The following is a 25,584-nucleotide window of genomic DNA, read 5'->3' on the forward strand; positions in this document are numbered from 1 at the left end:
AGCCGAATAAAGAAAGTGCATGAACAGATCGGGCTGGTAACCTTTTCAGGGAAATTTGAGGAAGTGCTTATTCCGGGTGGCTTTCAGCAGGTTGATGCCAGCGTCAATAATGCATTAAGGCCGTGTGTAACTGGAGTACTCGTTGATGGTGGTCGTCTCGATGAGCCGGCCGAGTAATTTAAGGTTGAGCGTGACCTCTTCTTTCAGGGGCAGGTATTCTTTGAATTGCTCCTGGTAGCTGTAAGTGAAGTTGGTATTCATGTAGTCGGCCTTGATCAATTTTATTTTGAAAGGTTTCGTGCTGATCATTTCTGATCTTTCCAGCCGGCTGGTTTCGGTATTGATGTAGAGGGTGACGGGGCAGTCTGCCAGGAATTTATTGTCGTCTACCAGGGAATTGGGGTCATAGCTGTAGGTGATCACCAACTGTCCGCCTTCATCTTTGACGATCTTATAGGTATTGTCATCGGCCTGCGGCGTTGGAATGTTGAGACTGTGTTGTTTTCTGAAGGTATTCAGATCTGTTTTGCCGGGCATGCCGCCATCTACACTGATAAGCTTCCAGCGCTGGCCTTCGGGTTGGGAGGCGTCATATTTCGAGATCGACACCTTCTTCTTGTCGTCTGTGACGAGGGTCGTTTTAACATCGAAGGAATACCGGGTAGCATTTTGTTGCGCATTGGAATCGAGGAAGGCCGTGTCAACGTGGTATTTTTTTAAAACCTCCAGCACGGTGGCTTTTTGTGCGAAAGCTACCTGCTGCACGAGCAAGCATATACCTATGAACAGTAAGTGTTTCATCGATGTTAATTTAAGCAGGCTGTTTGTTCTTTACATTTGGCCAATACCGGCTTTGCCGTGCTCTCACTTACCACGAGTAATTTATCCGCGCCTTTAAAAGAGTAGGCCTTTCCGGGCAATAACTTCACATAATAAACTTTGTTGTCTTCTACTTCGAGGTTGATACCGGCTTCCGCAGATTTAAAATCCTTTTTGTAAATATTTACATTGATAAGATGGGTACCCGGTGAAACCTGGTGAATGGAGTAGCGCTTGTTCTTCAGGTTGCAAACGAGCTGAGAATCTATAAAGCAGTGGAAGTTCAGGGCGGATCCATTGTAACCGGTATGCCGGATAAGATACACTTTTGCGCCGGTACCGGTGGGGCTCGTGGTCTGACTGAAAGCACCCGTGACGCCTGTTACAAGTATTATAAGCACGCTTATTCTTCTAAACAAAAACATAACATCCAGATATTAATGATTAATGGTATGCAAAGATAAGGCCGAATGGCACTACATGAAATTACAGGTACTATTTAGATACAATCATGCTAGAACCTGAACCAGGGATGGGGATGGCGGCTGTCGCTCAATATCCTGATGGAATGTTCGCTGGGAATGCCGGTAAAACGAGGCTGGGTAGAGGGATTACCGGGATACTTTTTTCCATTCCATTTGATGAGGTGCATGGATGGCCGAGCAGAGGCAGTGCCGACCACCAGGTCTTTCCAACCTTGGGTGGTACTGGGGCGTACAATAACAGGATATTCCGTTACCGAAAAACTGGTGATTAGTTTTCCGTGATGGCTCAGCAATAAGGTACGGCATCCACCAGTGCCACAAAAATAGGTCCCGTCAAATCCAACAAAGATCTCTTTCTTCCCGTCTCCATTCAGGTCGATCTCCTCGAAGATGAATTTTCTTTCTCTTGGGTCAATGGCGGGAAGTTCGTTCTTAAAGATCGCGGTGGTCAGCGTGTTTCTCACCAGTTCGGCTGTTTGCTGACTGATGGAATGCACGTTGTATTTTTCAACCGGTATTGTATCTGTTAGATCCGGGTCTTCCGCTACTGCATTGGTGATGGAGTCGCTTGTAAGTGCAGCGGTTAGCGAGTCAGTAGTACTGGATGGAGTATCCTTCTTGTCTGCGAATTGGCAGGAGCTGCCTGACAGGGCTGCCAGGAGAAAGCAGGTTATGGTTCGTTTCACCGTCATGCGGGTACATTTTGTTGAATGTAAAATAATGATTATTTCAGCATTGTTGAAGGACGTAAAAACTTCGAAATGTTCTCCCATGCTCTCCACCTGGCTACATTTTTGATCCTGGCCGTGGGGTCCCGAAATTTAACGCTATTAGTGTACCCTGGCGCAATTACCTGCATAGCTAGATTAGTATGGTGGTAAAAAAAACGTGTAAAGTTAACAGCGGCTTAAAGTAAGTTATTATTGTTTTTAGACAAGTGTGCGTGCCGATGGTCTTGAATCTATCGCTAATGTGGAATCTAATCTACAAAATAAGCATCGAATAAACGCACATTGTGCCATGATCTTCTGCTATTCCACAAAAAGACGATTTTTGTGAGGGGCTGAAGCTACCTTTGCAACCAAACCATCCCAAGGCCTCATTTATGCATGGCAGCAAACGGATTATTTTTCTAATCGATGACGATCCTGACGACCAGGAAATATTTCAACAAGCGGTACAAAAGATTGACCCGAAGATCAGGTTGGTGCAAGCCTTTGGTGCCGATGAGGCCCTTGCGAAAATGACGTGCAGCCAAAGTGAGCTTCCGGATATTATTTTTCTGGATATCAATATGCCTCGGATCAGTGGCTTACAATTGCTGGATTTAATTAAACAAATGCCACAGTGCCAGCATATTCCGGTGGTAATGTATTCCACCTCATCGAGGCCGGAAGACATCAGGCGCTCGACGGAACGCGGAGCGGCTGCCTATATAACAAAACATTGTTCATTCGATCTCCTATGTAAAGACATTGTACTGGTGCTCAACAAGTTTGTGCTCAACTGATATAATAAACCCCGCTTGAAAGACGAAATACGCATTTCCGGCAATGATGGTAGCGACCTTTTCCGCAAGTTTCTGGATATTCTGCATCAGAAATCCGGGGTCAACTTCCATCATTACAAACCTACCACGCTCTCCCGGCGTATTATCAGGAGGATGCACCTGCTCAATATCGAGAGCGCCGATGCATATCTTGCTTATTTGCAGGAACACGAACTGGAGCACCACCAATTGTTTCGTCAATTACTGATCCATGTCACCAGCTTTTTCCGCGATGAACCGCATTTCGACTATCTCTGCAGCGAGATCATTCCCAGGATTCTGGAGAACAAATCGCCTACAGACACGGTTCGCATCTGGGTCTGTGGGTGTGCAACTGGCGAAGAGGCTTATTCGATCGCCATTTGCCTGTTCGAGCATTTCAGTGAATTGTACGATCTGGCTCGAGTTAAGATCTTCGCTACTGATCTCTCAGAGGCAGCTATTGCCAAGGCACGCAGGGCCGTTTACCCGGTAAGTTCCACTACCAACGTATCAGACAAGCGCCTGCAACGCTTCTTCAACAGCCACCCGGGTGGCTGGCAGGTGAAATCCTTCATCCGTGATATGTGCGTATTCGTGCACCACAATGTGCTGACTGATCCCCCTTTCGCCCATATTGATCTGGTGAGTTGCCGCAACGTGTTGATCTATATGCAACCCGTGCTACAGAAAAAGATCCTGTCCATTTTTTCCTATGCTCTTCGACCAAAAGCCTATCTTTTTCTTGGCAAATCGGAGACCGGGGGCGGAGAGGGTCATTTTGAACCGATCAGTAAGACCTATAATATTTATATCAACAAGCAGCGCAATAACAAATTATCTTACCCAGGTTTGAAACCCGCGCAAAATGACCGAGATATGAATCAGGACAGACCGAATGTTTTTGACAAAAAAGACTTTCAGAAAGCGGCCGACGATATTCTTTTGGCCAAATATATTCCCGCTGGTGTCGTCATCAATGAAAACCTGGACATTGTCGATTTCAGGGGCAATACCGGGTTTTATATCGAGCCCTCGCCTGGCATTGCCAGTTTTAACATCCTCAAAATGGTGCGCAAAGGGTTGTACTACGATCTGCAGGAAAGCCTGCAGAAGGTCAAGGCTGAACGTAGTTTCGTACGACGTGAAGGAATTGCCCTCGAACATGAAGGCAAGCTGTTGCGCATCAACATCGAGATTCAGCCGCTCAGCAATACAAAAGAGCGGTTTTACCTGGTATTGTTCCACAATGTCACCCCCCCGGAACCCGCTACGCTGGGACCGGATGATGAAATCAACAATACCCGCGATCTGCGTATTCACCAGTTGGAACAGGAACTCATGGAAAGCCGGGAACAACTGCGAGCTTTGAGTGAGCAACAGGAAGCTACCAGCGAAGAATTTCAAAGTGCCAATGAAGAATTGAAAGCGCTCAACGAGGAATTGCAGACGTCGCAGGAAGAACTGATCTCTACCAACGAAGAGTTGACCGTTCGTAACAAGGAACTCAACCAACTTAACCGTGACGTGAGCAATGCCCGTGAATATGCAGATGCCATCAATAATACTGTCAATAATGCGTTGATCGTGCTCGACCGGTCGCTGCGGGTCAAATCGGCCAATGCCTCATTTTATAAAATATTCGAGACTGTTGCGCGTGATTCCGAAGGCAGGCTATTTTATGAGTTGGGCGATGGTCATTGGAATCAGCCATCATTGCGTCGGCTGTTGGAAGAAGTTCATACGCATAAAAAAGAGATCGTTAACCTGGAGATCGTACAGCCTTTTCCTGGATTGGGTAAACGGATCATGAAATTGAATGCACGGAAAATGCTGGGCGACAAGGATCCTGAAGGGCTGGTGTTGCTGATGATTGAAGATGTAACGGAGATCAGGGCTGCCGAGAAAAAACTGGAAGAGACCATTGCCCGGCTGGATTTTGCGATGAGTACCGGTAATATTGGTTCCTGGGAACTGTCGCTGCCCGGCCTTGTCTTTGCTGCCTCCGACACCTGCAAGGCCAACCTGGGTTTACCGCCCGAGGCTAACCTTTCCTATGCACGCTTGCAGGAGGCAATAGTACCGGCTGACCGGGAATCCGTGATAGAAGCGATCGATCTCGCCGCCGCTTCCCATACCACCTTCACCAAAGAATTTCGCGTGGAGTGGCCCGATGGTACCTGGCATTGGATCTATGCCGTAGGTAAAGCGATCTACAACGATGCAGGCAAACCCATCAGCATGATCGGCGTGACGGCTGATATTACCCTCCGCAAAGACCTGGAGCAAAAACTCCGGTACAACGAACAGCATTTTCGCACCTTGTCCAACAGTGCGCCTGTAATGATCGCGATGAGCGGCCAAAGCGGCATATTCAATTTTTATAATAAAGAGTGGTTGCGCTTTACCGGCCAGGAAGCGGATAGTCCGCAGTCGGACAACTACTGGTTAGATGATATTCATCCAGAAGACCTTGGTTCCTTCATGGAACTCCAAAACAGTGCGCTGAAAGCCCGTAAGCGTTTCAACGCCGAGTTCAGGTTGAGACACAATGGAAAATACCGGTGGATATCCTGTAACGCGATACCGCGCTTCGAGCATGACAATTCTTTCGCTGGGTACACGATGGCCTGCATGGATATTCAAGACCAGCGTATGGCCGCAGAAGCACTCGAGAAAATGGTGGAAGAAAGAACGGAAGCCCTGAAGGATGTAAATGACGAACTGCTGGACCGCAACCGGGAGTTGGAACAATTTGCCTACGTTACATCCCATGACCTGCAGGAGCCGTTGCGTAAGATCCGAATGTTCATTAGCTTGCTATTGGGCAAAGACGATGGCCATAATACGGAGATCTCTGATTACCTGCGTAAGATCGAAGGATCGGCCGGCCGTATGATGGGGCTTATCCAGGATCTGCTCAATTATTCCAGTTTGCAGGAGAAAACACGGGAGTTCGTGGCCACGGACCTGAACAAGATCCTGCAAACGGTGCTGGCGGATTTCGACCTGTTGATCCAGGAAAAGGAGGCTTCGCTTACGCTGGACCCATTGCCGGTTATCGACGCGGTGCCCTTGCAGATGCGCCAACTGTTTTATAACCTGCTCAGCAACGCACTTAAGTTCTCCAAAACGGATACCAGACCGCGCATTACGATTGCTTCCGCTCTCTTAACCTCGGAACAGGTAAAGGAACTCAACCTCAGCGGGAAAAAATCGTATACGCGTATTACCGTGTCCGATAACGGTATTGGATTTTCCGCAGAATTTTCGGAGAAGATCTTTGTGTTGTTTCAAAGAGTGCACACCGAACAGCAATACAAGGGCAACGGCATTGGGCTGGCCCTGTGCAAACGTATTGTAGGCAATCACGATGGCGTGATAACGGTAACTTCGAAGGTAGGGGAGGGGACGAGTTTTGAAGTGATCATGCCGCTAAAACAGCATTAAAACACTTACCGCTGTCACCGTAGCCTCATAAATGTTATGGAAGTTTACCCTGTAACTATTGGATGTTTTTAACCAGTTCTTCTTTTTTGAGGTCATTTCTGTCATAATTGGGGTGGGGGATCGGAATGTATTCCAGTACCGACACATGCGACCGCAGGTAGGCTACGATCGGGTTGTCGTCGCCCTGTTCTTTTTCAAAGAACACCGTAGGCTGCTCGTTGAAGGTGGTGAGGTCCGTCTTGTCGCTGATCTTCTCCAGTATGATCTTTCTCGAAGCAGGCAATAGGGCATTGGAGATGGATACCGCAATACCCTTGAGCAAGTTGACCGTGGTGGAGTAAGTAGGCGGGAGAATGAAGTGGGCCATGAAATGATCGGTCAACATCGTACCTGCTTCAGTCAACTGCATCGTTAGCAATTGCGGGTTTGACACGTAGGCGAAGCCACTATAACGGGCAGGGCCGCGTTCATTCCCCTTGAATACCTGGTACCTGTTCTCTTTCGCATTGAACTTCAGTAAAAAAGGTTCTTTTTTGATCCGGTACCCAAAGGTAGACAGGTAGTAACAATCATACATGCCTTCGAGTACCTTCAGCGTATCATAGGGCGTCGACCGGATCAGTTCTTCTATGAAATTCGACTGGGGCGCCTGCTGATGATCTGATCCCTGTTTCAGTAATCCCTCCAGTACTTTGAGGTAGTCGGACAGCCGCCGTTTCAATTTCACTTCCGATATATTGGAAACCTGTGTAAAAAGATCGGTGAGGAATTGCTCGTTTACCGACGATTCCTTGCTACGTTTTACGATTGGTTTTACCACTTTGTTGATCAAGGTGGAAAAAGCCGAAGGGAACATTTCCAGGTGAGCGGCCAGGTCTTTGTTCTTATACCCCCTGGTTTGCAATTGATCGTATACTTCCTGCAACGCGATCATGTCTTTTACAAATGAATTCATGCCAATGTATTGTATGGTAAAAGGAAGTCAGTTGTATTAATTAAAATAATTAATATGGTTATTATATTATTAAGAATTATGTAACTGTTTACTCCGGTGTTGAAGAGGCTGCTGCTTTTAATTTTAGGTCCATAAGATGTTCAATCGGCTTTATCAGCGGATGAAATTATTGAAATAAATACACCAGCAGATGAAAAATATGGATTTCGATATTGTTGTCGTTGGCGGCGGCATCCTGGGTCTCTCGCATGCTTACCATTGTTTGAAGTCAGGCTATAAAGTAGCGCTGATCGAAAAGAACGATCTTCCCCGCGACGCCTCAGTACGCAATTTTGGCCAGGTGGTGCCCTCGGGTTTCAATTCCCAATGGCAGCAATATGGATTGGAAAGCCTTCGCCTCTATAAGGAAATACAACAACAGGTCGACATCACGGTGCGACAGGAAGGTACGGTGTACATCGCCAGCAACGACGAAGAAGTGCAACTGATCGAGGAACTGGCTGCCATCAATCACCGGAATGGCTATGCTTCCCTACTGCTCAGTCAGCGCAATTGCCTCGACAGGTATCCTGGTATAAAACCTGCCTACGCCCGGGCAGGACTTTTCTTTCCAGAGGAGATTGTGGTAGACCCACGGCTTGCCGTTGCCAGGCTCATCGGTTATTGCTGTGAGCAACTGTCTTTGCAGTATATCCCTCATACAACGATTAAAGAGATCGTACGCAGCAACGGCCGCATTCACCTCGACTCGACTTCCGGCGTTACGTTCACTGCCGATAAGGTATTCGTTTGCTCGGGCAACGAGTTCCAGTTGCTGTACCCGCACCTGTTCAGGCAGAGCGATCTCAAGATCGTCAAACTGCAGATGATGGATACGGTGCCGCAGCCGTCTGTACGCATTGCCGGATCTGTTTTGACGGGCTGGACGATCAGGCGGTACGAGAGTTTCCAGGAATGCGCGTCTTATGCCGGTATTAAGGCAAGGGAAGACCAGCAGGCTTATCACCTGCAACACGGTGTGCATATCCTGTTCAAGCAACTACTGGATGGTGCTGTGGTGATCGGCGATTCCCATCATTATACACCTGTATCCCAACATGCCGTAGCGGACTTCGACACGTCTGCAGCGCTGAATGCGTTCATGATCGCGGAAGCCCAAAAGATCTATCAACTCGACGATTGGCAGATTCGGAATACCTGGCTTGGCTTCTATTGTCAATGTGCCAGCCGTGAGGTGTACAACGAAACCATCGATGAACATATTCACATCGTTACCGGCATTGGCGGCAAAGGCATGACGGGGTCGCTGGGGTATGCAAAAGAGCATATCACCAAGCTGTTGTCGGTATCTGTTTGATCAACCGGCAATTTGCCTATGCGGATACACGCAACGAGGAGATGTGGCTAATCAAATAACCAGCATAGAATATGATAAAGTTTAAGACCAGGAAGTGTTTTTTATTACAGGTGATTGCTTGTTTTTGCCTCTGTATGTCAACGGTCGCTCAACAACGCACGAAGAACGTCATTATGATCTCCATGGATGGTTACCGCTGGCGGGAGCTATTTGCCGGAGCAGACTCGCTCTTGTTAGCCTCCAGGAAATACAATAGCCAGGATTCTGCCTGGCGGTATGCCAAATACTGGGCGCCGACGCCCGCAGCGCGGCGTGAAAAGCTGATGCCATTCGTATGGCAGACGATCGCGCGGAAAGGTCAGTTGTACGGAAACCGCCAGTTGGACAACAAGGTTGACTTCCGCAATACCTTTTGGTTCTCCTATCCCGGCAGGGCCGAAGTGTTGACGGGGTATTCCGATCCGGCGATCAATTCCAACAGCTATCCGGATAACCCTAACGAAAACATTCTGGAGTTCGTTAACAAACAGAAAGGGTATGCAGGTAAGGTAGCCACCTTTGCCTCGTGGGATGTAGTGGCGCGGATCGTAAACAGGAACAGGAACGGAATGCTCGTCAATATCTATGGCGAGGATGTAAAGGACGAAAACCTCACAGCACTGCAGCAGGCAGCGAATTCGATGCAGCGTTTCCTGCCTGATTTTTTCGGCAGGGGGGAGCGGCTGGATGGCAATACCTACCTGCTGGCAAAATCTTACCTCCTGGCAAAAAAGCCACGGGTTATGTACATCGACTTAGCGGATACCGATGTTTTTGGTCACGATGGAAAGTATGATTTTTTCCTCGATGCCGCCCATTATGCCGATGCGATGATCGCCGACCTCTGGGCTTATTTGCAACAGGATTCTTTTTATAAAGATCAGACTACGATCCTCATTTATCCCGACCATGGGCGGGGAGAGGATAAACAGTGGGTAAGTCATGGCGGGCAGGTGGCGCACGCGGGCGAGTCGTACCTGCTGGTGATGGGACCGGATACGACGCCGACCGGTGAGCAGCAATCGCCCGGACAACTTTTTATGGACCAGTGCGCACAGACTGTGGCACGACTGCTGGGGTTCATGTTTAAACCGGTTCACCCGGTGGGAAATGCGATCTCTACTGTCCTGAAATAATGTGCACGTAAGATATACAGCCAGCGAGAGGGCAACTACTTCAGCTTTTTCCTGTATTCCGAAGGCGTAGTCTTCAGGATCGTTTTGAAAAACTTGTTGAAGTTGGTCATATTGTTGTACCCCGACTCGAAGCAAACATCAGCAATGGAGTATTTTTCGTCCTGCAGCAGCTTGCAGGAATGCCCGATGCGCAGTTCGTTGAGGAAACGCGTAAACGATTTTTGGGTGCGGCTTTTGAAGAAACGGCAGAACGCATTGGGGGTCATATTGCACAGGTCGGCTACTTCCTGCAAGTCGATATCACGGTGAAAGTTTTGGATCAGGAACTGGTACACCTTGTGTATGCGTCCTGTATCTTTTTCATCATACAGGTTGCGGTAAGAGACGCTGGCCAGGAAATCGTATTCTTTGGAACTGGAAAGGATCTCCATCACCTGGAGAAACTGGATGATCTTTTTAAAGCCGCTCTCCTCTGAAATGGACATCAGTACATCGGCGACTGTTCTGCTGGTGTTGCCATAAAAGTGAATGCCGCGCGCGGCGCGTTTGATCAGGTCCTGCACGGGGTGGAGTACGGCCTGTTCGTCGGTCAGGTTGAGCAGGAAATCGGGCGGAAAATATACCACCGTAGACTTAACGCGTAGCCCTGTTTTCTCCCGGTGAAAGGCGTCATCATTCTGCCAGATATGCGGCAGGTTGGGTCCCATTAACACGAGGTCTCCCACTTCAAAATTGTCTACCCGGTCCCCAACAATTCGTTTGCCATAGCTCGTCTCGATCAGTACCAGCTCGCAGGATTGGTGAAAATGAAATGGCGTGTCGAGGTAGTGCTGGTCTACCTTTTTAATCTGTATGGTTTTGGCGCCCGCCAACCCGACATCTATGTATTGGGCCTTCATTTGATAACTAAATTAACCTAAAAGGGATATTACTTGATCAGTTGATGGTAGAAAAGTTTATATAGTGGCCTACCTGCTTGTAGGACAACGCCCTGCGCGGGGATAGTTTTGTGCAGGTTCAAAAGGAGCTGTCAGCAACGATATTCCTGAGCACCGTGCTGGTGCCTGAAAGCAGGAACAGTGCGGATGGTTCTCTTAAAATAGCATTCTCATAAGCATTTTGGATGCTTAACGACAGGGCCATTCCTGGCCTTGTCTCTTTTGATTAAATCTATTCCTGAATAAATATTTTCTTATGCAATTAACGGACAGTGCCCCGCAACGGGGTATCCTATGGAAATCGGATGATGAACTTTTTAGTATTGTAAAGGCCGAGCTCTACACGGCGGTCGTGGGTGATATCATGGATAAGCTGGGGCTTTTGCACCAGTTCCTGCCGCCACAGGTAAAGCCCTTGCGTCACGATATGTTTATTGTAGGCCGGGCCATGACGGTGGTAGAAGCCGATGTGCTGGAAAGCGATGGGTTCGATAGCCAGAACCCCATCCTGCGTAAACCTTTTGGACTGATGCTGGAAGCACTGGACGACCTCAAGAAAAATGAAGTGTACATCTGTAGCGGCGCCGCACCCAGCTACGCCCTCTGGGGCGAACTCATGAGCACGCGGGCCATGAAGCTGGGTGCAGCTGGCGCCGTTGTCGACGGCTATTCGCGGGATACCAACGGTATTCTCCATATTAACTTTCCCACCTTCTCCTATGGGCGTTATGCGCAAGACCAGGCACCGCGCGGTAAAGTGATCGATTTCCGTGTGCCGATCGATATCAAAGGCGTTCGTGTCAATCCCGGTGATATTGTATTGGGCGATATCGATGGCGTCTGCATCGTTCCCCAGGAATGGGAAGAGCAGGTATTCACCCTGGCGATCGAAAAGGCCCGGGGCGAAAAACTGGTCCAGCAAAAGATCCTGGAAGGGATGAGCGCCAAAGACGCATTTGAAAAGTATGGTATCATGTAATATTGCTATAATGTTATTGAGAAACTTTCTTATCGGTTGTTTTATGATCTCCGGACTGGCTGCTATTGGCCAGTCGCGCGTAGTGAATGGATTTACGTTGCCCCGCTTATCACCCGTTCCTGCTCAGGTACAAGGGGTTCAACAACCCGTACTGTCGCTGGACGGGGAATGGCGGTTTGCGATCAAAGGCCGTGCGCTGGCCAATAAGATCAAAGTGCCGGGCGAGTGGGAAATGCAAGGCTTTCACGTGGAGGCGGGGGAGACGGCCGTTTACAGCAAAAAGCTGGCGATACCGTCCGACTGGAAGGGCAAGCAGGTATACATCCGTTTTGACGGTGTCAGTTCCTATGCGCTGGTAAAATTGAACGGACGCGTATTGGGTGAACATGAAGGGAGTTTTGTGCCCTTTGAAGTAAACCTTAGCCCCGCGCTTCGCGAGGCAGATAACCTGCTGGAAGTAGAAGTGCAATCCCTGACTATCAGCGATACGCTCGCTTGTACCTCACAATATGCCGTGCACACCGTGGGCGGTCTCTTGCGTAAGGTGCGTTTGTTTGTATTGCCGGAAGTCAACCTGTCCGACCTCACCGTACAAACCAGTTTCGATGCCGGATATAAAAACGGGAAGCTGTCGGTGCAGGCCACCATCGATGGTGTTGCTGCCGCCGGACAAAAGCTGGCTGTTCGATACCAATTGATCGACGCCGCGGGCAAAACGGCTACCGCGCGTACGGTCAACATACGCGATGCGACAGCCCCGGTTGATATGACTGTTAAACAGGTCAAGCCCTGGAACCCGGAGTCGCCTGTTCTGTACAGGTTGCAGGTGTCGCTCCTGATCAATGGACAGCAGGTGCAGCAGCTACAGCAACGTGTCGGGTTCCGGCAGGTGGCCATTCGCGGTAACCAGTTGCTCGTCAATGACCAGCCTGTGAAGTTGCATGGCGTCAACCGCCATTCCATCTATCCGCTCACCGGCCGTAGCATCGATGCTGCGCTTGACCGGAAGGATGCGGAATTGTTCCGCGCCGCCAATTGCAACTATATACGTACCTCGCACTATCCTCCCACGGAAGAATTCCTCGATGCCTGTGATGAGCTGGGCCTGTTTGTGGAAAGCGAAGCGTCGCTTTGCTGGATACAACATGGCGCTTCTCCCATCTGGCGCAAAATGAATTATACCGACAATCGTTTCCTGGCATTTATGCAACGCGCCAATGTAGACAACGTATTGGCGGGCAAAAAGCATCCATCCGTCATCCTGTGGTCGCTGGGTAATGAAAGCCGCTGGAGCCCCTTGTGGGCACAGGTGAATCAACTTGTGAAAGCGGTCGATCCCACGCGCCCCACCAGTTTCCACGATCAATGCTGGGGTGGTTTCAACAATGCCGGCAGTGAAGCAGACATCGCCAATTATCATTATCCCGGCCTCAACGGGCCGGCTGCCACTGATACCATGAAACGGCCGGTGCTGTTTGGCGAATATGCGCACCTTACTACGTACAATCGTCGTGAGTTGCTCACGGACCCCGGTGTAAGAAGTGCTTATGGTGCGCCCCTGGTAAAATTTTATGACTCCATCTATGCTCACCCGGGCAACCTGGGTGGCGCGATCTGGAGTGGCATCGACGATGTATTCCATCTTCCCGATGGTCGCATCGTGGGTTATGGCCCCTGGGGGCCACTCGATGCCTGGCGCCGTCCCAAGCCCGAATACTGGGGAATGAAGAAAGCTTATTCTCCGGTACGTGTGCTCGGCATCAACTGGAGCACTGTGAAGGATGGCTATATTGAACTGACGGTAGAGAACCGGTACGACTTCACGTCGATGAAGCAAGTGGCCATCATGGCTGCTGTGAATGGCGTGCAAAGTCCCGTCACGGCCGCCATCGCTGCCCGTACAAAAGGAACCCTGCGTATACCGGCCCGTGCGGATGCACAGTCGTTGCAGATCCGGTTCACCGATCCGCGCGGCTTTGTGGCCGAAGAAGAACGATACGAACGCACAAAGGCGGCTCCTGTACCTGCGCCTGCACAAGTACGGGTTGCTTATACAGAAACGCCCGCCAGCTATCACATACAGCAAGGCGCTATCGAATACCAGGTGAGCAAAGCTACCGGTGTCATCACGCAGGTGCGTAAAGGAGAAACGGTCGTACTGCAGCAGGGACCCGTGTTCTGTATGGTACCAATGAACAGCGAAGATGGCGGCAAGCCAAACGTAGCAGGCGAAACCTACCAGAACAAGATCTACCCGTTGCAAAACTTCCCGCTCTATATCTTGTTTGCGACCAGCACAGCCATCGGGCAAACGACTGAAGGACTGCGGCTGGAGGTGCAAACGACCTATACCACCGGCAAAGGCAAACAAACGTATTATTTCACAACGGCCGGTCAACTGGAAGTTGAGTATGAAGTGTGGCTGGATGGCAAGGATGTACAGCCTTATCAATACGGACTGCTGTTGCAATTGCCACGTGCCTTTGACCGGCTGAGCTGGAAGCGTGCGGGCGAATTCAGCCTGTATCCCGCCACTGATATTGCGCGCAACGAAGGCGTGGCCACCCTGAATGCCCGACCAACCACAGGCGTCGAAGAACCGGGTATTGTGCCGGCAGGCGATTGGAAAGACGATGCCAATGAACTTGGCAGCAATGATTTCCGCGCTACCAAACGGTCGATCCTTACCGCTTCGCTGCAAGATCAACAAGGCAATACAGTACGCGTATCGTCGAATGGGCAGCAGGCTTCCCGCACCTGGCTGCAGGATCAGCGGATACAATGGCTGATCGCCGATTATTCCAACAATGGTTCCGAACCTTTCTATGGAAGTCCGCATACCGATGGACGGATCACGGTGAAAAAAAATCAACCCTTAAAAGGCAAAATAATCTTAACTATACAATGATGTTCTACCGGAGAAAGGCGTTGGCGGGTTTGGTATTGCTGCTGGGACTGCGAGGGCAGGCCCAACAATTCCTCGCCGATGGCCGTACGCCCCTGGCGCCCTTGCCGCAACTAACCGTTGGTATGGCACAGGCAATGATCAACCTGAACGGTACCTGGGAGATCAACCGGCAACCTGGTGCCTCCTTCTGGCTCGACCAGGAGAAAGGCAGTAACTGGCAGCAGATACAGGTACCAGGCGAAGCCGCCATGCAAGGATATCCCATTACCAATGATAAACCTTTTGTGTACCGGCATACCATCGCGGTGCCTGACGGTGCCGCCAACAAAACACTGTTGCTCCGTTTCAATGGCGTGTACAGTTATGCCCGTGTATGGGTCAATGGCCGGTATGTACGTGAACACTTCGGTGGTTTCACCGCCTGGGATTGCGATATCACGCCCTATGTGCAGCCAGGTAAAAGCGCCGTGCTGCATGTGGAGGTGACGGACCGTGCCGATGATATTTCCTATGCATCGGGATATGCCCATCATCCCATTGGGGGCATATTGCGGAACGTGCAATTGTTGGTAGTACCTCGTGTCCATTTGCAACGGGTGTATGCCCAGGCTTCGCTGACCGATGATCTGCGCAACGGTACCCTCGCGCTTAATATGGCATTGAACGAACACGCAGCGGGCGCCTCCTTGGTCTACGCGCTCATGGCGCCCGGTGGAAAAAAAGTGGCGGGCAAAACGCTGTTGCCTTCCGGTGATGGTACGTGGCACGAAGCGCTGACCATCGATGGGGTGCAACCCTGGACGGCTGAAGACCCGCAACTGTATACCCTGGAAGTAAAATTATTGCAGCAAGGAAAGGTGCAGGAAGTGATCCGTAAAATGATCGGTTTCCGCAAAGTGACCATCGATGCGCAACAACAATTGCTCGTCAATGGCCGGCCGGTAAAACTGCGTGGCGCCTGCCGCCATGATATGCACCCGCTGCTGGGCCGCAGCACCAATCGCCGGCAAGACAGCCTGGATGTGGTGCTGGCCAAAGAAGCCAACCTCAACTTTATCCGTACTTCTCACTATCCGCCGTCGCAGGACTTCCTCGAATTCTGCGACCGGTATGGTATCTATGTGCAGGAAGAAACAGCGATCTGTTTTGTGCTCGACTGGCGCGAAGGAGTCTACGCTAAAGATGCCCAAACGCAGGACAATCCTGCCTATACGGGCCGGTACCTTGGTCAGCTCAGCGAAATGATCGACCGTGACCGCGATCATGCCGCGGTCATCATGTGGTCGGTGGGCAATGAAAGTTACTATGGCAGCAATTTCAGGAAAGAATATGATTTCGTGAAGTCGGTCGATAGCTCCCGTCCAGTATCCTGGTCATTCCCGGCCACCGCACTCGACAAAGGGCAGCGCTGTTTCGATATCCTCGTGTCGCATTATCCAAATTACGACGGCAGATCAAGCGACTTGGGTAAATATGAAAAACACATGAAAGCCGATTATCCCATCATCGGCGATGAATGGGCGCATGTGGCTTGTTATAATACGGGCTTGCTCAATTATGATCCCAACGTAAAGGACGCCTGGGGCAAAAGCCTCGACTCTGTCTGGTCGTACCGTTTCGATGTGCCCGGTTATATCGGCGGCGCGATCTGGGGTATGATCGATGAAACCTTTCACCTGCCCGATACGGCCACCGGTTATGGCCCCTGGGGTTTTATCGATGTATGGCGCCGGAAGAAAGCTGAATTCTGGAATACAAAGAAAGCCTATTCACCCATCCGGGTGTTGCAAACCCGTTTCGATGGCGCAGCAGGTGGTGTATTGAAGATCCCTGTGAAGAACCGCTTCGATCACCTGTCGTTGTCGGACATTACCTGTAAGGTAAGTGGTAACGGCAAAACCATTCGACTGTCCCTGCCTGCGGTACTGCCGCACCAGGAGGGGAGCATTACGCTGGCTGCCAGCAACTATCCGCGGCAGTGGGCCCTGCTGCAGTTTTACGATGCACGGGGTGCCCTGGTAGATGAAGAGCGAATCACCTGGGCGCCGGCGGCAAAGCAGGTTACGACCACAGCGGTAGGAGCCTGGACGATTACCGAAGCCGATGGACAACTGCGCCTCCGCAGCGGTAAGTTCGATATCGTGGTCAATAAGACAACTGGTTTGATAGCATCGGCTGCCGTTGGCAACAGTACCCTGCTGACGGGTTCACCGGTCCTTGCCGTGAACTATCCGGCACAGGCCAATGCCTTCAAAGATACCAAAGGCGTATTCTCGGGTGCCTATGTACCACAGGAGGCGCAGGTGGATGTTTCGAATGTACAGCTGGTGCGTATCCGTTTGAAAGGGTTGGTGGACAAATACCCCGTTAGTATGCGGTATGAGCTGGCCCCTTCCGGTAAGATCACGGTACACTATGAAGCCGACAGTATCCCGCCCTATACCTGGGATATCGGTATCCAGGTTCCCGTAGCCAACTCGCTGAACCAGGTCTCGTGGCAGCGCAACGGTTACTGGACCACGTACCCCACCGATCATTTATCTGCCTTGCAGGGTAAGGCGCTGCGCAACAGTATGGTGAAAGAAGCATATCGTGTAAAGCCCGCATACGCCGTGGCGCAATCGATGAGCGACTATTACCTGCAGCATGCGATCGATCCGGCGAAAGCGGCATTGCCAGCGTCGGAGCGGTACCGTGCTAAGAAAGAAAACATCTTATCCTATACACTGACGGCGTTGGGAAAAAAAGGCGGCCTGCGGGTGGTGTCGGACGGCAGCCAGGCTGCCGGGATGAACGTAGGTGTGGACGGTCAGCAAAGTCTGCTGGTGAGTGACAAGTGGGATTACTGGAGCCTGGCCTGGGGGAATTACCAGGGCAAAAGGAATCGTTCACGTACCATGCAGGGAACCGTACAATTGATCCTTGAATAATTATTTCACTGTATAAAAGTATAACTGATGAAGATCACCGATGTGAAGGTATGGCTGGTTGAAGGTGTGAAATACAACTGGACCTTATTGAAGATCTATACAGATACGGGACACACGGGGGTGGGGGAAGCAACGAACTGGCCCGGCAGCCCCATCGTGTACCATGCGGCCAAACATGTGGGCGAGCGCATCATTGGCCTCGATCCGCTGAAGACGGATTTTATCTGGACAAAGCTGTACCGTGACCTGAACTGGCTCGGCCCCTTTGGTGCCAGTATGTGTGCGATTAGCGGCATCGATATGGCCCTGCTCGACCTGAAAGGTAAAGTATATGGCGCGCCCTGTTATGAGCTGCTGGGTGGCGCTTTCCGGAAGGATATCCTGCTCTATGCGAACTATTGGTTCACGGGTGGCGGACACAATGCTGCCGACTACGCGGCACAGGCCCGGAAGGTGAAAGAAGCTGGCTTCACCGGGTTGAAATTCGATCCCTTCGCGCATACGAATTATCTATACGGAGAAGACCTTTCCTCGAACCTGACGTTGACCGCTGCGCAACAGGACCTGGCTTTCGACGTGAGCAAGGCGGTGCGGGAAGCCGTGGGCCCCGATTTCGATATCATGATCGAAACGCATGCCATGCTCAATTACCGGGTGGCGGTGAAGATGGCGCAACGACTATCGACCCTTGATATCACCTGGTATGAAGAGCCTGCGGGTCCGGAGAGTGCAGATACTTTACGGGCGATGCGCGAGCGTATCCCTTCCAACGTGTCCATCTGCGTGGGTGAGCGGCATTATACCCGGCACAATATTCGCCCGTTGCTGGAGAAGAATATTTGCGATATCCTCATGCCGGACATCACGCGTTGCGGCGGGCCTTCGGAAATGAAACGGATGGCCACCATGATGGAAGCGTACAATGTATTGCTGGCGCCGCACAATCCGAATGGGCCCTTGTCGACGCTGGCTTCGGCGCACGTTTGTGCTTCGGTACCCAATTTCTTCCGGCAGGAATTCATGTTCAACGATGTGCCCTGGCGGGATACGGTGATCACACACCCGATCAAAGAGATGGTGCACAACGGACACCTGCACCTGAGTGACCGCCCGGGGCTCGGCGTAGATCTCGTTGAAGCGGAGATGGAAAAGCATCCCGGTATTTTGCAGCCAAGGGCAGGGTTCTATGTATAAACTAATGCGAGCAATATGGCATTTACGATCGATCTGAGTGGGAAGACGGCGCTGGTTACCGGCGCCTCTTCCGGTATTGGCCTGGGCATTGCGTTGCAGCTGGCCAAAGCCGGCGCACGCATCGCTGCCTGTGGCATGGATCCCGAAGCGCCTGCATTATTGCAGGGCGTGGAAGCGTTGGGTGGCCAGGTATTGTACCTGCAGGCAGATGTGACCCGGGAAGATGAGCTCTACAGGCTGGTGCAGCACGCGGTGGCCGTGTTCGATGGCATCGATATCCTCGTGTCGAATGCAGGGCGCAATGTGTTTACCGGCGCCACCAGCAGCACCGCTGCCGACTGGCAAGGGAACATGGACCTCAACCTTACATCGCACTGGCAGCTGGCCCAGAAGTGCCGACCCTGGCTTGAAAAAAGCAACGGCGTGATCATCCTCATGAGCTCCAACCAGGCGTTCAGTACCATTCCGGGTTGTTTCCCCTACAACGTTGCCAAAACCGCCCTGACGGGGCTGGTAAGCAGCCTGGCGATCGAATGGGGGCCAGCCATCCGAACGGTCGGTATGGCACCGGGATTCATCGATACCCCCGGCAACCAGCGCTGGTTCGATGGCTTTGCCGATCCACAAGCCGAACGGCAGAAAACGATCGACCGGCATCCCGTGCGTAGGCTGGGTACCACCGAAGAGATTGGTGGATGGTGCGTGTTCCTGGCGAGCGGCTACGCTGCTTTTGCGTCAGGTACCACCTACCTGATCGATGGTGGCCGCAGCGCGCTGCTGCAGGATGCCTGAGCGTTAAATGGGTTTGCTGAACTTATTTAAACAACGATACGGGTATGCAGGAATGGACAAGCGAACTCGTGTATAGAGCAGAGCTGGTACTGGGGGAGGGGCCGCACTGGCATCCGGGCTGGAACCGGTTGTTGTTTGTGGACATCGAAGGCGGGCTGGTAGGGCGGCTCGATCCTGCCCGCGGCAGGGTGGAGACAGTGCCTGTCGGCAAACGCGTAGGCACCGTGGTGCCGGTGGCCGGCAGCGACCAGTTGGTGGTAGGCCTGCAAGGCAGCATCGAGCTGTTGAATTTCGATACAGGAGCCCGGTCAGTATTAACATTACTGGAAACTACGCGGCCGCAGAACCGCTGCAATGATGGTAAGTGTGATGCGGCAGGCCGGTTCTGGGTGGGCACGATGCACCAAGCGGCCAAAAGAGAACAGGGAGCCCTTTATGCCTTTGATGTCGCGTTGTGGAAAAAGCTTGACAAGCGCCATGTATCGAATGGTATCTGCTGGTCGTTGGACAACCGCACGATGTACTACATCGATTCTTTCGATTATGATGTGAAAGCCTACGATTTTGACCTGGCTTCGGGGCATATCACCAACGGGCGTACCGTCGTGACGTTTCGCAGGGAGATGGAGACACCCGATGGCATGTGTATCGATGAAGCTGGCCGGTTGTGGGTTGCGGTATGGGGCGCTGGTGCAGTGCATTGTTATGATCCCGCCAATGGCGGGTTACTGGGCAAAGTGCTGGTCGATGCGCCGCATGTTACCGCCTGTGCATTCGGTGGCGAGGAGGGTGACCAGTTGTTCATCACGACCGCCCGTCAGGGACTTAGTGCCGCGGCCCTGCGTAAATATCCGTTGAGCGGCTCCATCTTTCGTGCCTGGGTAGGCACACGTGGTGCACCGATGCATCCTTTTGTTTGCCCGAATAATCCTACTACTTAATAACGGTTGCGATGAAACTTGAATGGATCGATTATCTCATCATTGCTATTTATTTTCTTTTTGTCATTGGTATCGGTGTGTTGCTGAAGCGGAAGATCAAGACCAGTATCGACTTCCTGATGAGCCACCGAAATATCCCGCTGTGGATCACTTCGCTGGCGTTCATCAGTGCCAACTTGGGTGCACAGGAGGTATTGGGAATGGCGGCCAACGGCGCCAAATACGGCTTGTATACCACGCATTTTTATTGGCTGGGTGCAGCCTTGGCCATGATCTTTCTCGGCATCTATATGATGCCTTTTTATTACGGCAGCAAAGCCCGCAGTGTACCGGAATACCTGCGGCTGCGCTTTGATGAAAAGACGCGTACGTTCAATGCGCTGACCTTTGCGGCCATGACGGTCTTTTCGTCGGGGGTATCGCTCTATGCGCTGGCGATGTTGATGCAGACCATTCTGGGGTGGGATTTCGATCTGTCGATCTGGATGGCGGCGGGGGTGGTATTAGCCTATACCTTCCTGGGCGGGTTGACCAGTGCTGTCTATAACGAGGTATTGCAGTTCTTTCTTATTGTGCTGGGCATGGCACCGCTGGTCTTCATCGGTCTGGACAAGGCCGGGGGCTGGGAGGGAATTGTGCGGCATGTAGAAGATGCGAAGTTGCACGTGTGGAAGGGCCTCGATCATCCGGCCAACAACCCGATGGGGGTAGATGCTTTCAGTATGGTGTTTGGACTTGGCTTCGTACTGGCATTCGGGTACTGGTGTACAGATTTCCTGGTGGTACAACGTGCGATGATCTCGCGCAACCTCAATGAAGCGCAACGTACACCGATCATCGCGGCCATACCAAAGATCATGATGCCGGTGGTGGTGATACTCCCCGGTTTGGTGATCCTGGCACTGCAGCAGCAGTACGATGGGTTTGCGCTGCCGGCGGCTGCGGATGGCAGTCCCAATTACAATATGGTACTACCGGTATTGTTGCAAAAACTCTATCCCAATGGTATACTAGGTGTAGGTATCACCGCGCTCATCGCGTCGTTCATGAGCGGCATGGCCGGTAATGTAACTGCTTTCAATACGGTGTGGACCTTCGATATCTACCAGGCGCATATCCGGAAGCATGCGCCGGAAAAACATTATCTCTATGTTGGTAAGGCCACGACGATAGTGGGTATATTGGCTTCTATCGCCACGGCTTATGTCGCCAAAGGATTCAACAGCATCATGGACCTGTTGCAGCTGGTGTTCAGTTTTGTGAATGCCCCCTTGTTCGCCACTTTCTTCCTGGGCATGTTCTGGAAACGTACGACCGGTCATGGGGCATTCTGGGGGCTGCTGGCCGGCACCCTGGCGGCTGCGTTTACGCATGGCGTTACCACGGCGGAAGGGAAAGGCGGATGGATCGCAGATTGGCATACCTTCTATTCCGGTACCAGCCAGGCTTTTACGATTGCCTGGATCGCTTTCATGGTTTGCTTGCTGGTGACGGTGCTCGTTAGCCTGTGTACGAAACCGCAACCAGAGGATGCGCTGCGCGGGCTCGTTTACAGTCTTACGCCCAAAGTGAAAGATCCTGCCAGGCGTTGGTATAAGAATCCGTTGTGGATAGGGCTGGCGGTATTGGCGGTAACCATCTTTTTAAACCTGTTTTTCTTTTAAGCTAATTATATGAACAAGTTGTTTGACCTTGGCTTTGTGATCGGTTTGTTCTTCCTGGTGATCGGATTGCTGCTCCTTGGCTATGGGCTCACGGTTTCCCGGCAGCCGGTCAATTATGGATGTGGCATGCTCTTCATTGTGTTCGCACTGTTCATGATCGGCCTGTCGCGCCGTAAACGCGGGTAAAGGATCAACGTACCAACAAGGCGCAATCGTGTTGCAGCAATTAGTGCAACCGTTTGCGCCTTGTTGTTTTCAGCTAATTACAGGTGGGCACGAAAGCCCCGTCACGAGCGGGCTTGATAGAAAAGTTTTAATACCGGTTAAAATACTGTGAGGAAAGATTTGACTACTAAACGTCCTTTGGTAGACAAATTTTTACTTATGCCAAAATTGATTCGCTTATGCCTGCTGCTTTGCCTGGCTTGTTGGAGTTTGGGAGTGGTCGCCCAGACTAAAACAATATCGGGTAAGGTGACAGATGACAAAACAGGCTTGCCGCTTGCAGGGGTTACCGTTACCCTGAAAGACTCAAAGACCAATACGACCACAGACGATGGCGGAGCCTTCACTATTTCCACTGCTCCCGCCAGCAAAGCTGTTGTATTGGTTTTTTCCTATGTGGGTTATGAAAGGAAAGAATTGCAGGCAGATGCTGCCGCACCAATTACAGTAAGTCTTCAAAAAACGACCAGTAGCCTCGACGATGTGGTGGTGATCGGCTATGGTACCACCAGTGTTAAAAAGAATTCCTCCGCGGTGACTTCTTTCAACGCACAGGCGGTGAAGAACCTTCCGTTTACGGACATGGGATCGGCGTTGCAGGGACGTATACCCGGGGTGATCGTGCAGCAGGGATCGGCAGAGCCCGGACAAAATGCCGCCAACATCTCCATTCGTGGTAATGGCGCACCGCTTTACGTGATCGACGGATTCATCTCTACCAGCCAGCAGTTCATGAACCTGAACAAGGCCGACATCAAGTCGATGACCATTCTGAAGGATGCAGCCTCTACTGCCGTGTACGGGATGAACGCAGCCAATGGTGTTATCCTGATCGTGACCAAACAAGGTACGGCTGGCCGCTTCAACCTCGACTACCAGAGCAACTTTGCTTTCAATACGCCTTCTTACCAACCCGACCGGATGGATGCCTACGATTATGCGGTCGCGATCAATAACCTCAACCAGGCCTTGGGTAAGGGTGTCTATTCTTTTAAAACGGCAGAAGAACTGGCCGATATCAGAAACAATCCCGGCAAGTACTCCAATTGGGAGGATGCATTGACCAGGAAGTATACGCCCCAGTCGGAGCATACCTTATCCCTCTCGGGCGGCACAGATAAGCTGCGCTTTTTCGGTAGCCTCAATGCGCTGACCCAAAATGGTATTTACAAGTCAGATGCCCTGACCTACAACCGCTACACCTACCGCACCAATGTGAGCAGTACTTTTGATAAGATCGGACTTACAGTCGATTTCAATGTCAACGGTTTCATGCGCAATGAAAAATACCCGCCCGCCAGCGCCTACACCATCTATTCCCGCTTGCGCGACAGAACGCCGTTCGAGCGTCCTTTCAATGACAGCGGCCAGATCTCTAACCAGTTCGATAACCCAGCCCTGGCGCTGATGAGTCCCGGCTACATCAAACTGAAGACCATCTACAACCAATTGGGCGGTGTGATCAAGTGGGACATACCCTGGGTCAAGGGCCTGAGTGTTGGCTTCAACGGCAACTTCAATATGGAAACACAGGATGCGGTAGACTGGGTGGAAACGGCTACTTACTACGACGACCTGGGTAACCCCACCGTGGAGCAACCGACCAATATCAGTGTAAGAAGGTATTCTTACATGAACCAGAATTTTGACGTAAACCTGCGGGTAGACTATAAGCACCGGTTTGGCAGTATGCACAACTTCGAAGCTACTGTCGTGCAGAATGCCCGTCAGTATTATGGCAACAATATGTCGGCTGGTTCCCGTGGTTTCTATACCACAGCCATTAAACAAATCCAGAAAGGCGATGCCCAGTTGATCACCGCCAGCAATGGCGAAGGCAAGCAGGGATGGGTTGGCTATGTTGGCCGCCTGCACTACGATTACGATCAGCGCTATATCCTGGATGTTGCGGGTCGCTATGACGGGTCCGACAACTTTGCAGAAGGAAAACGCTGGGGTTTCTTCCCCTCGGTATCGGCCGGCTGGGCCGTATCAGAAGAATCGTTCTTCCAGAAGATCAACAACAACAGTATCCTCAGCTACCTGAAGATCAGGGCATCTTACGGCGAGCTGGGCCTCAACAACGTCGACCACTGGGCTTATGCATACCTGCCCACGTACAACTACAATACCAATGCCTATGTAGTGGACGGCCGCCTGGTCAATACCGTAACACCCGGTGCACAACCCAGCATCAACATGACCTGGTACACCCGCACCAAGTATGATGTAGGTATCGATTTCAGCCTCTTCGGTAATAAACTGGAAGGCGCCGTCGATTGGTTCTTCGAGAAAACCAAGGGATACCTTGGTGCAGCCAATTCATACCGCTACACCGCTCCGTTGGGTTATTCACTGCCCCAGGTGGTGACCGAGGCAGAAGACAGGTTGCAGGGATTTGATGGAAGTCTTACTTACAAAACCAATATCGGTCGGGTAAGTTTCAACGCAGGCTTCAATTTCACTTACTACAAAACCTTTGCCTTCAAGACCAATGAAGACAGCGTAACACTGGCTAACCCGCGTTTGCGCCAGCAGGGTAACTATTATGGATATGTTGGTACCGGCTATATTGGCTCACAGCTCTATACCGACCCTAAGCAGATTTTGAACAACCCCAAGCGGGAAACGTCAAGAGACCTGCGTCCCGGTGATCTCTGGTTCGAAGATGTGAATGGTGATGGTAAGATCGACGGTCAGGACCAGGGCCGTTATGGACACAATGTGAACCCAACATTTGTGTATGGTGTCGATCTGGGTGCCAGCTACAAGGGTTTAAGCGTCAATGCTACTATACAGGGTACCGGTAAAAGACAGACCTACTTTTCCAATGTCGCTATGGGCTCGGAAGGCGAGCGTCGCCTGGACTTCAAATTCCAGAACGACAACTGGAGTCCGTCGAACCCCAATGCTTCCATGCCCCGCGCCGGCAATGCGAGCCTCAACAACAACAACAACTATGCTTCGGCCGATTTCTGGGCCCGTGATTCTTATTATGTGCGTCTGAAGTCGCTCACGCTTTCCTACGACCTGAAGCAAGGTCCGCTGCGCAGCCAGCCCTGGCTCAACAACCTGACCTTCTTTGCTTCTGGTCTGAACTTGTTTGCCGTAGGACCCACCGTGAAATACAGCGATCCGGAAGCCAATAATTTCGATGGATATTCCTATCCAATGATGCGCACCTTTTCAACCGGGTTCCTCATCGGATTCTGATAACCAACAGTACATAACGTCGAACAAACTA

At 51.3% G+C, this 25,584-nt stretch carries 18 protein-coding genes; 13 read left to right on the top strand and 5 right to left on the bottom strand.

Features of this window, described 5'->3' with window-relative positions; genetic code table 11:
• Nucleotides 1–114: 114 nt before the first annotated feature.
• The 3 genes from P2W70_RS10645 to P2W70_RS10655 all read right to left on the bottom strand — a co-directional run bounded on the left by P2W70_RS10645 (nucleotide 115) and on the right by P2W70_RS10655 (nucleotide 1,996).
• Complete coding sequence (locus P2W70_RS10645; protein ID WP_276481435.1) at nucleotides 115–801, bottom strand: hypothetical protein; 687 nt, start codon at nucleotides 799–801, stop codon at nucleotides 115–117.
• A 5-nt stretch (nucleotides 802–806) separates the two neighbouring features.
• Entirely contained in the window at nucleotides 807–1,220 is a 414-nt protein-coding gene (locus tag P2W70_RS10650; RefSeq protein WP_276481436.1) for a DUF2846 domain-containing protein, read from the bottom strand.
• Between the two features lie 113 nt (nucleotides 1,221–1,333).
• Entirely contained in the window at nucleotides 1,334–1,996 is a 663-nt protein-coding gene (locus P2W70_RS10655; RefSeq protein ID WP_276481437.1) for a hypothetical protein, read from the bottom strand.
• Between the two features lie 413 nt (nucleotides 1,997–2,409).
• Between P2W70_RS10655 and P2W70_RS10660 the strand changes: the two genes are divergently transcribed.
• Both P2W70_RS10660 and P2W70_RS10665 read left to right on the top strand, forming a co-directional pair.
• On the top strand, nucleotides 2,410–2,814 hold the full coding sequence (locus P2W70_RS10660; protein ID WP_276481438.1) for a response regulator: 405 nt from the start codon (nucleotides 2,410–2,412) through the stop codon (nucleotides 2,812–2,814).
• 15 nt (nucleotides 2,815–2,829) lie between these two features.
• Nucleotides 2,830–6,282, top strand: coding sequence for a CheR family methyltransferase (locus P2W70_RS10665; RefSeq protein WP_276481439.1), 3,453 nt, complete (start codon nucleotides 2,830–2,832; stop codon nucleotides 6,280–6,282).
• 55 nt (nucleotides 6,283–6,337) lie between these two features.
• On the opposite strand, the gene P2W70_RS10670 is transcribed toward P2W70_RS10665, so the two are convergent.
• Complete coding sequence (locus tag P2W70_RS10670) at nucleotides 6,338–7,237, bottom strand: hypothetical protein (protein WP_276481440.1); 900 nt, start codon at nucleotides 7,235–7,237, stop codon at nucleotides 6,338–6,340.
• A 190-nt stretch (nucleotides 7,238–7,427) separates the two neighbouring features.
• Between P2W70_RS10670 and P2W70_RS10675 the strand changes: the two genes are divergently transcribed.
• Together P2W70_RS10675 and P2W70_RS10680 are read left to right on the top strand one after the other, a co-directional pair.
• On the top strand, nucleotides 7,428–8,594 hold the full coding sequence (locus P2W70_RS10675) for a TIGR03364 family FAD-dependent oxidoreductase (protein ID WP_276481441.1): 1,167 nt from the start codon (nucleotides 7,428–7,430) through the stop codon (nucleotides 8,592–8,594).
• Nucleotides 8,595–8,728: 134 nt separating this feature from the next.
• Nucleotides 8,729–9,769, top strand: a complete 1,041-nt coding sequence (locus P2W70_RS10680) for an alkaline phosphatase family protein (protein WP_276481442.1) — start codon at nucleotides 8,729–8,731, stop codon at nucleotides 9,767–9,769.
• Nucleotides 9,770–9,804: 35 nt separating this feature from the next.
• Here the strand turns inward: P2W70_RS10680 and P2W70_RS10685 are convergent, their stop codons facing one another.
• The gene (locus P2W70_RS10685; RefSeq protein ID WP_276481443.1) at nucleotides 9,805–10,668 is read right to left on the bottom strand and encodes an AraC family transcriptional regulator; all 864 of its coding nucleotides are present in this window, start codon (nucleotides 10,666–10,668) and stop codon (nucleotides 9,805–9,807) included.
• Nucleotides 10,669–10,963: 295 nt separating this feature from the next.
• On the opposite strand from P2W70_RS10685, the gene P2W70_RS10690 reads away from it, so the two are divergent.
• The 9 genes from P2W70_RS10690 to P2W70_RS10730 all read left to right on the top strand — a co-directional run bounded on the left by P2W70_RS10690 (nucleotide 10,964) and on the right by P2W70_RS10730 (nucleotide 25,553).
• Nucleotides 10,964–11,686 (top strand): RraA family protein, encoded by a 723-nt coding sequence (locus P2W70_RS10690; RefSeq protein WP_276481444.1) that lies wholly within the window; start codon nucleotides 10,964–10,966, stop codon nucleotides 11,684–11,686.
• 10 nt (nucleotides 11,687–11,696) lie between these two features.
• Nucleotides 11,697–14,594, top strand: a complete 2,898-nt coding sequence (locus P2W70_RS10695; protein WP_276481445.1) for a glycoside hydrolase family 2 TIM barrel-domain containing protein — start codon at nucleotides 11,697–11,699, stop codon at nucleotides 14,592–14,594.
• Nucleotides 14,591–17,524, top strand: coding sequence for a glycoside hydrolase family 2 TIM barrel-domain containing protein (locus tag P2W70_RS10700; protein ID WP_276481446.1), 2,934 nt, complete (start codon nucleotides 14,591–14,593; stop codon nucleotides 17,522–17,524). The genes P2W70_RS10695 and P2W70_RS10700 overlap by 4 nt, the downstream gene beginning before the upstream one ends.
• 27 nt (nucleotides 17,525–17,551) lie before the next feature.
• Complete coding sequence (locus tag P2W70_RS10705; RefSeq protein WP_276481447.1) at nucleotides 17,552–18,718, top strand: mandelate racemase/muconate lactonizing enzyme family protein; 1,167 nt, start codon at nucleotides 17,552–17,554, stop codon at nucleotides 18,716–18,718.
• A gap of 15 nt (nucleotides 18,719–18,733) precedes the next feature.
• Nucleotides 18,734–19,510, top strand: a complete 777-nt coding sequence (locus P2W70_RS10710; RefSeq protein WP_276481448.1) for an SDR family NAD(P)-dependent oxidoreductase — start codon at nucleotides 18,734–18,736, stop codon at nucleotides 19,508–19,510.
• A gap of 44 nt (nucleotides 19,511–19,554) precedes the next feature.
• Nucleotides 19,555–20,451 (top strand): SMP-30/gluconolactonase/LRE family protein, encoded by an 897-nt coding sequence (locus tag P2W70_RS10715; RefSeq protein WP_276481449.1) that lies wholly within the window; start codon nucleotides 19,555–19,557, stop codon nucleotides 20,449–20,451.
• 11 nt (nucleotides 20,452–20,462) lie between these two features.
• Nucleotides 20,463–22,115 (top strand): sodium:solute symporter family protein, encoded by a 1,653-nt coding sequence (locus P2W70_RS10720; protein WP_276481450.1) that lies wholly within the window; start codon nucleotides 20,463–20,465, stop codon nucleotides 22,113–22,115.
• Between the two features lie 9 nt (nucleotides 22,116–22,124).
• A complete protein-coding gene (locus P2W70_RS10725) occupies nucleotides 22,125–22,301 on the top strand; it encodes a hypothetical protein (protein WP_276481451.1) in 177 nt (58 codons plus the stop codon).
• A 198-nt stretch (nucleotides 22,302–22,499) separates the two neighbouring features.
• A complete protein-coding gene (locus tag P2W70_RS10730; protein WP_276481452.1) occupies nucleotides 22,500–25,553 on the top strand; it encodes a SusC/RagA family TonB-linked outer membrane protein in 3,054 nt (1,017 codons plus the stop codon).
• The last annotated feature ends 31 nt before the right edge of the window (nucleotides 25,554–25,584 follow it).

The organism is Paraflavitalea pollutisoli, from assembly GCF_029360705.1.
GTDB lineage: Bacteria > Bacteroidota > Bacteroidia > Chitinophagales > Chitinophagaceae > Paraflavitalea > Paraflavitalea pollutisoli.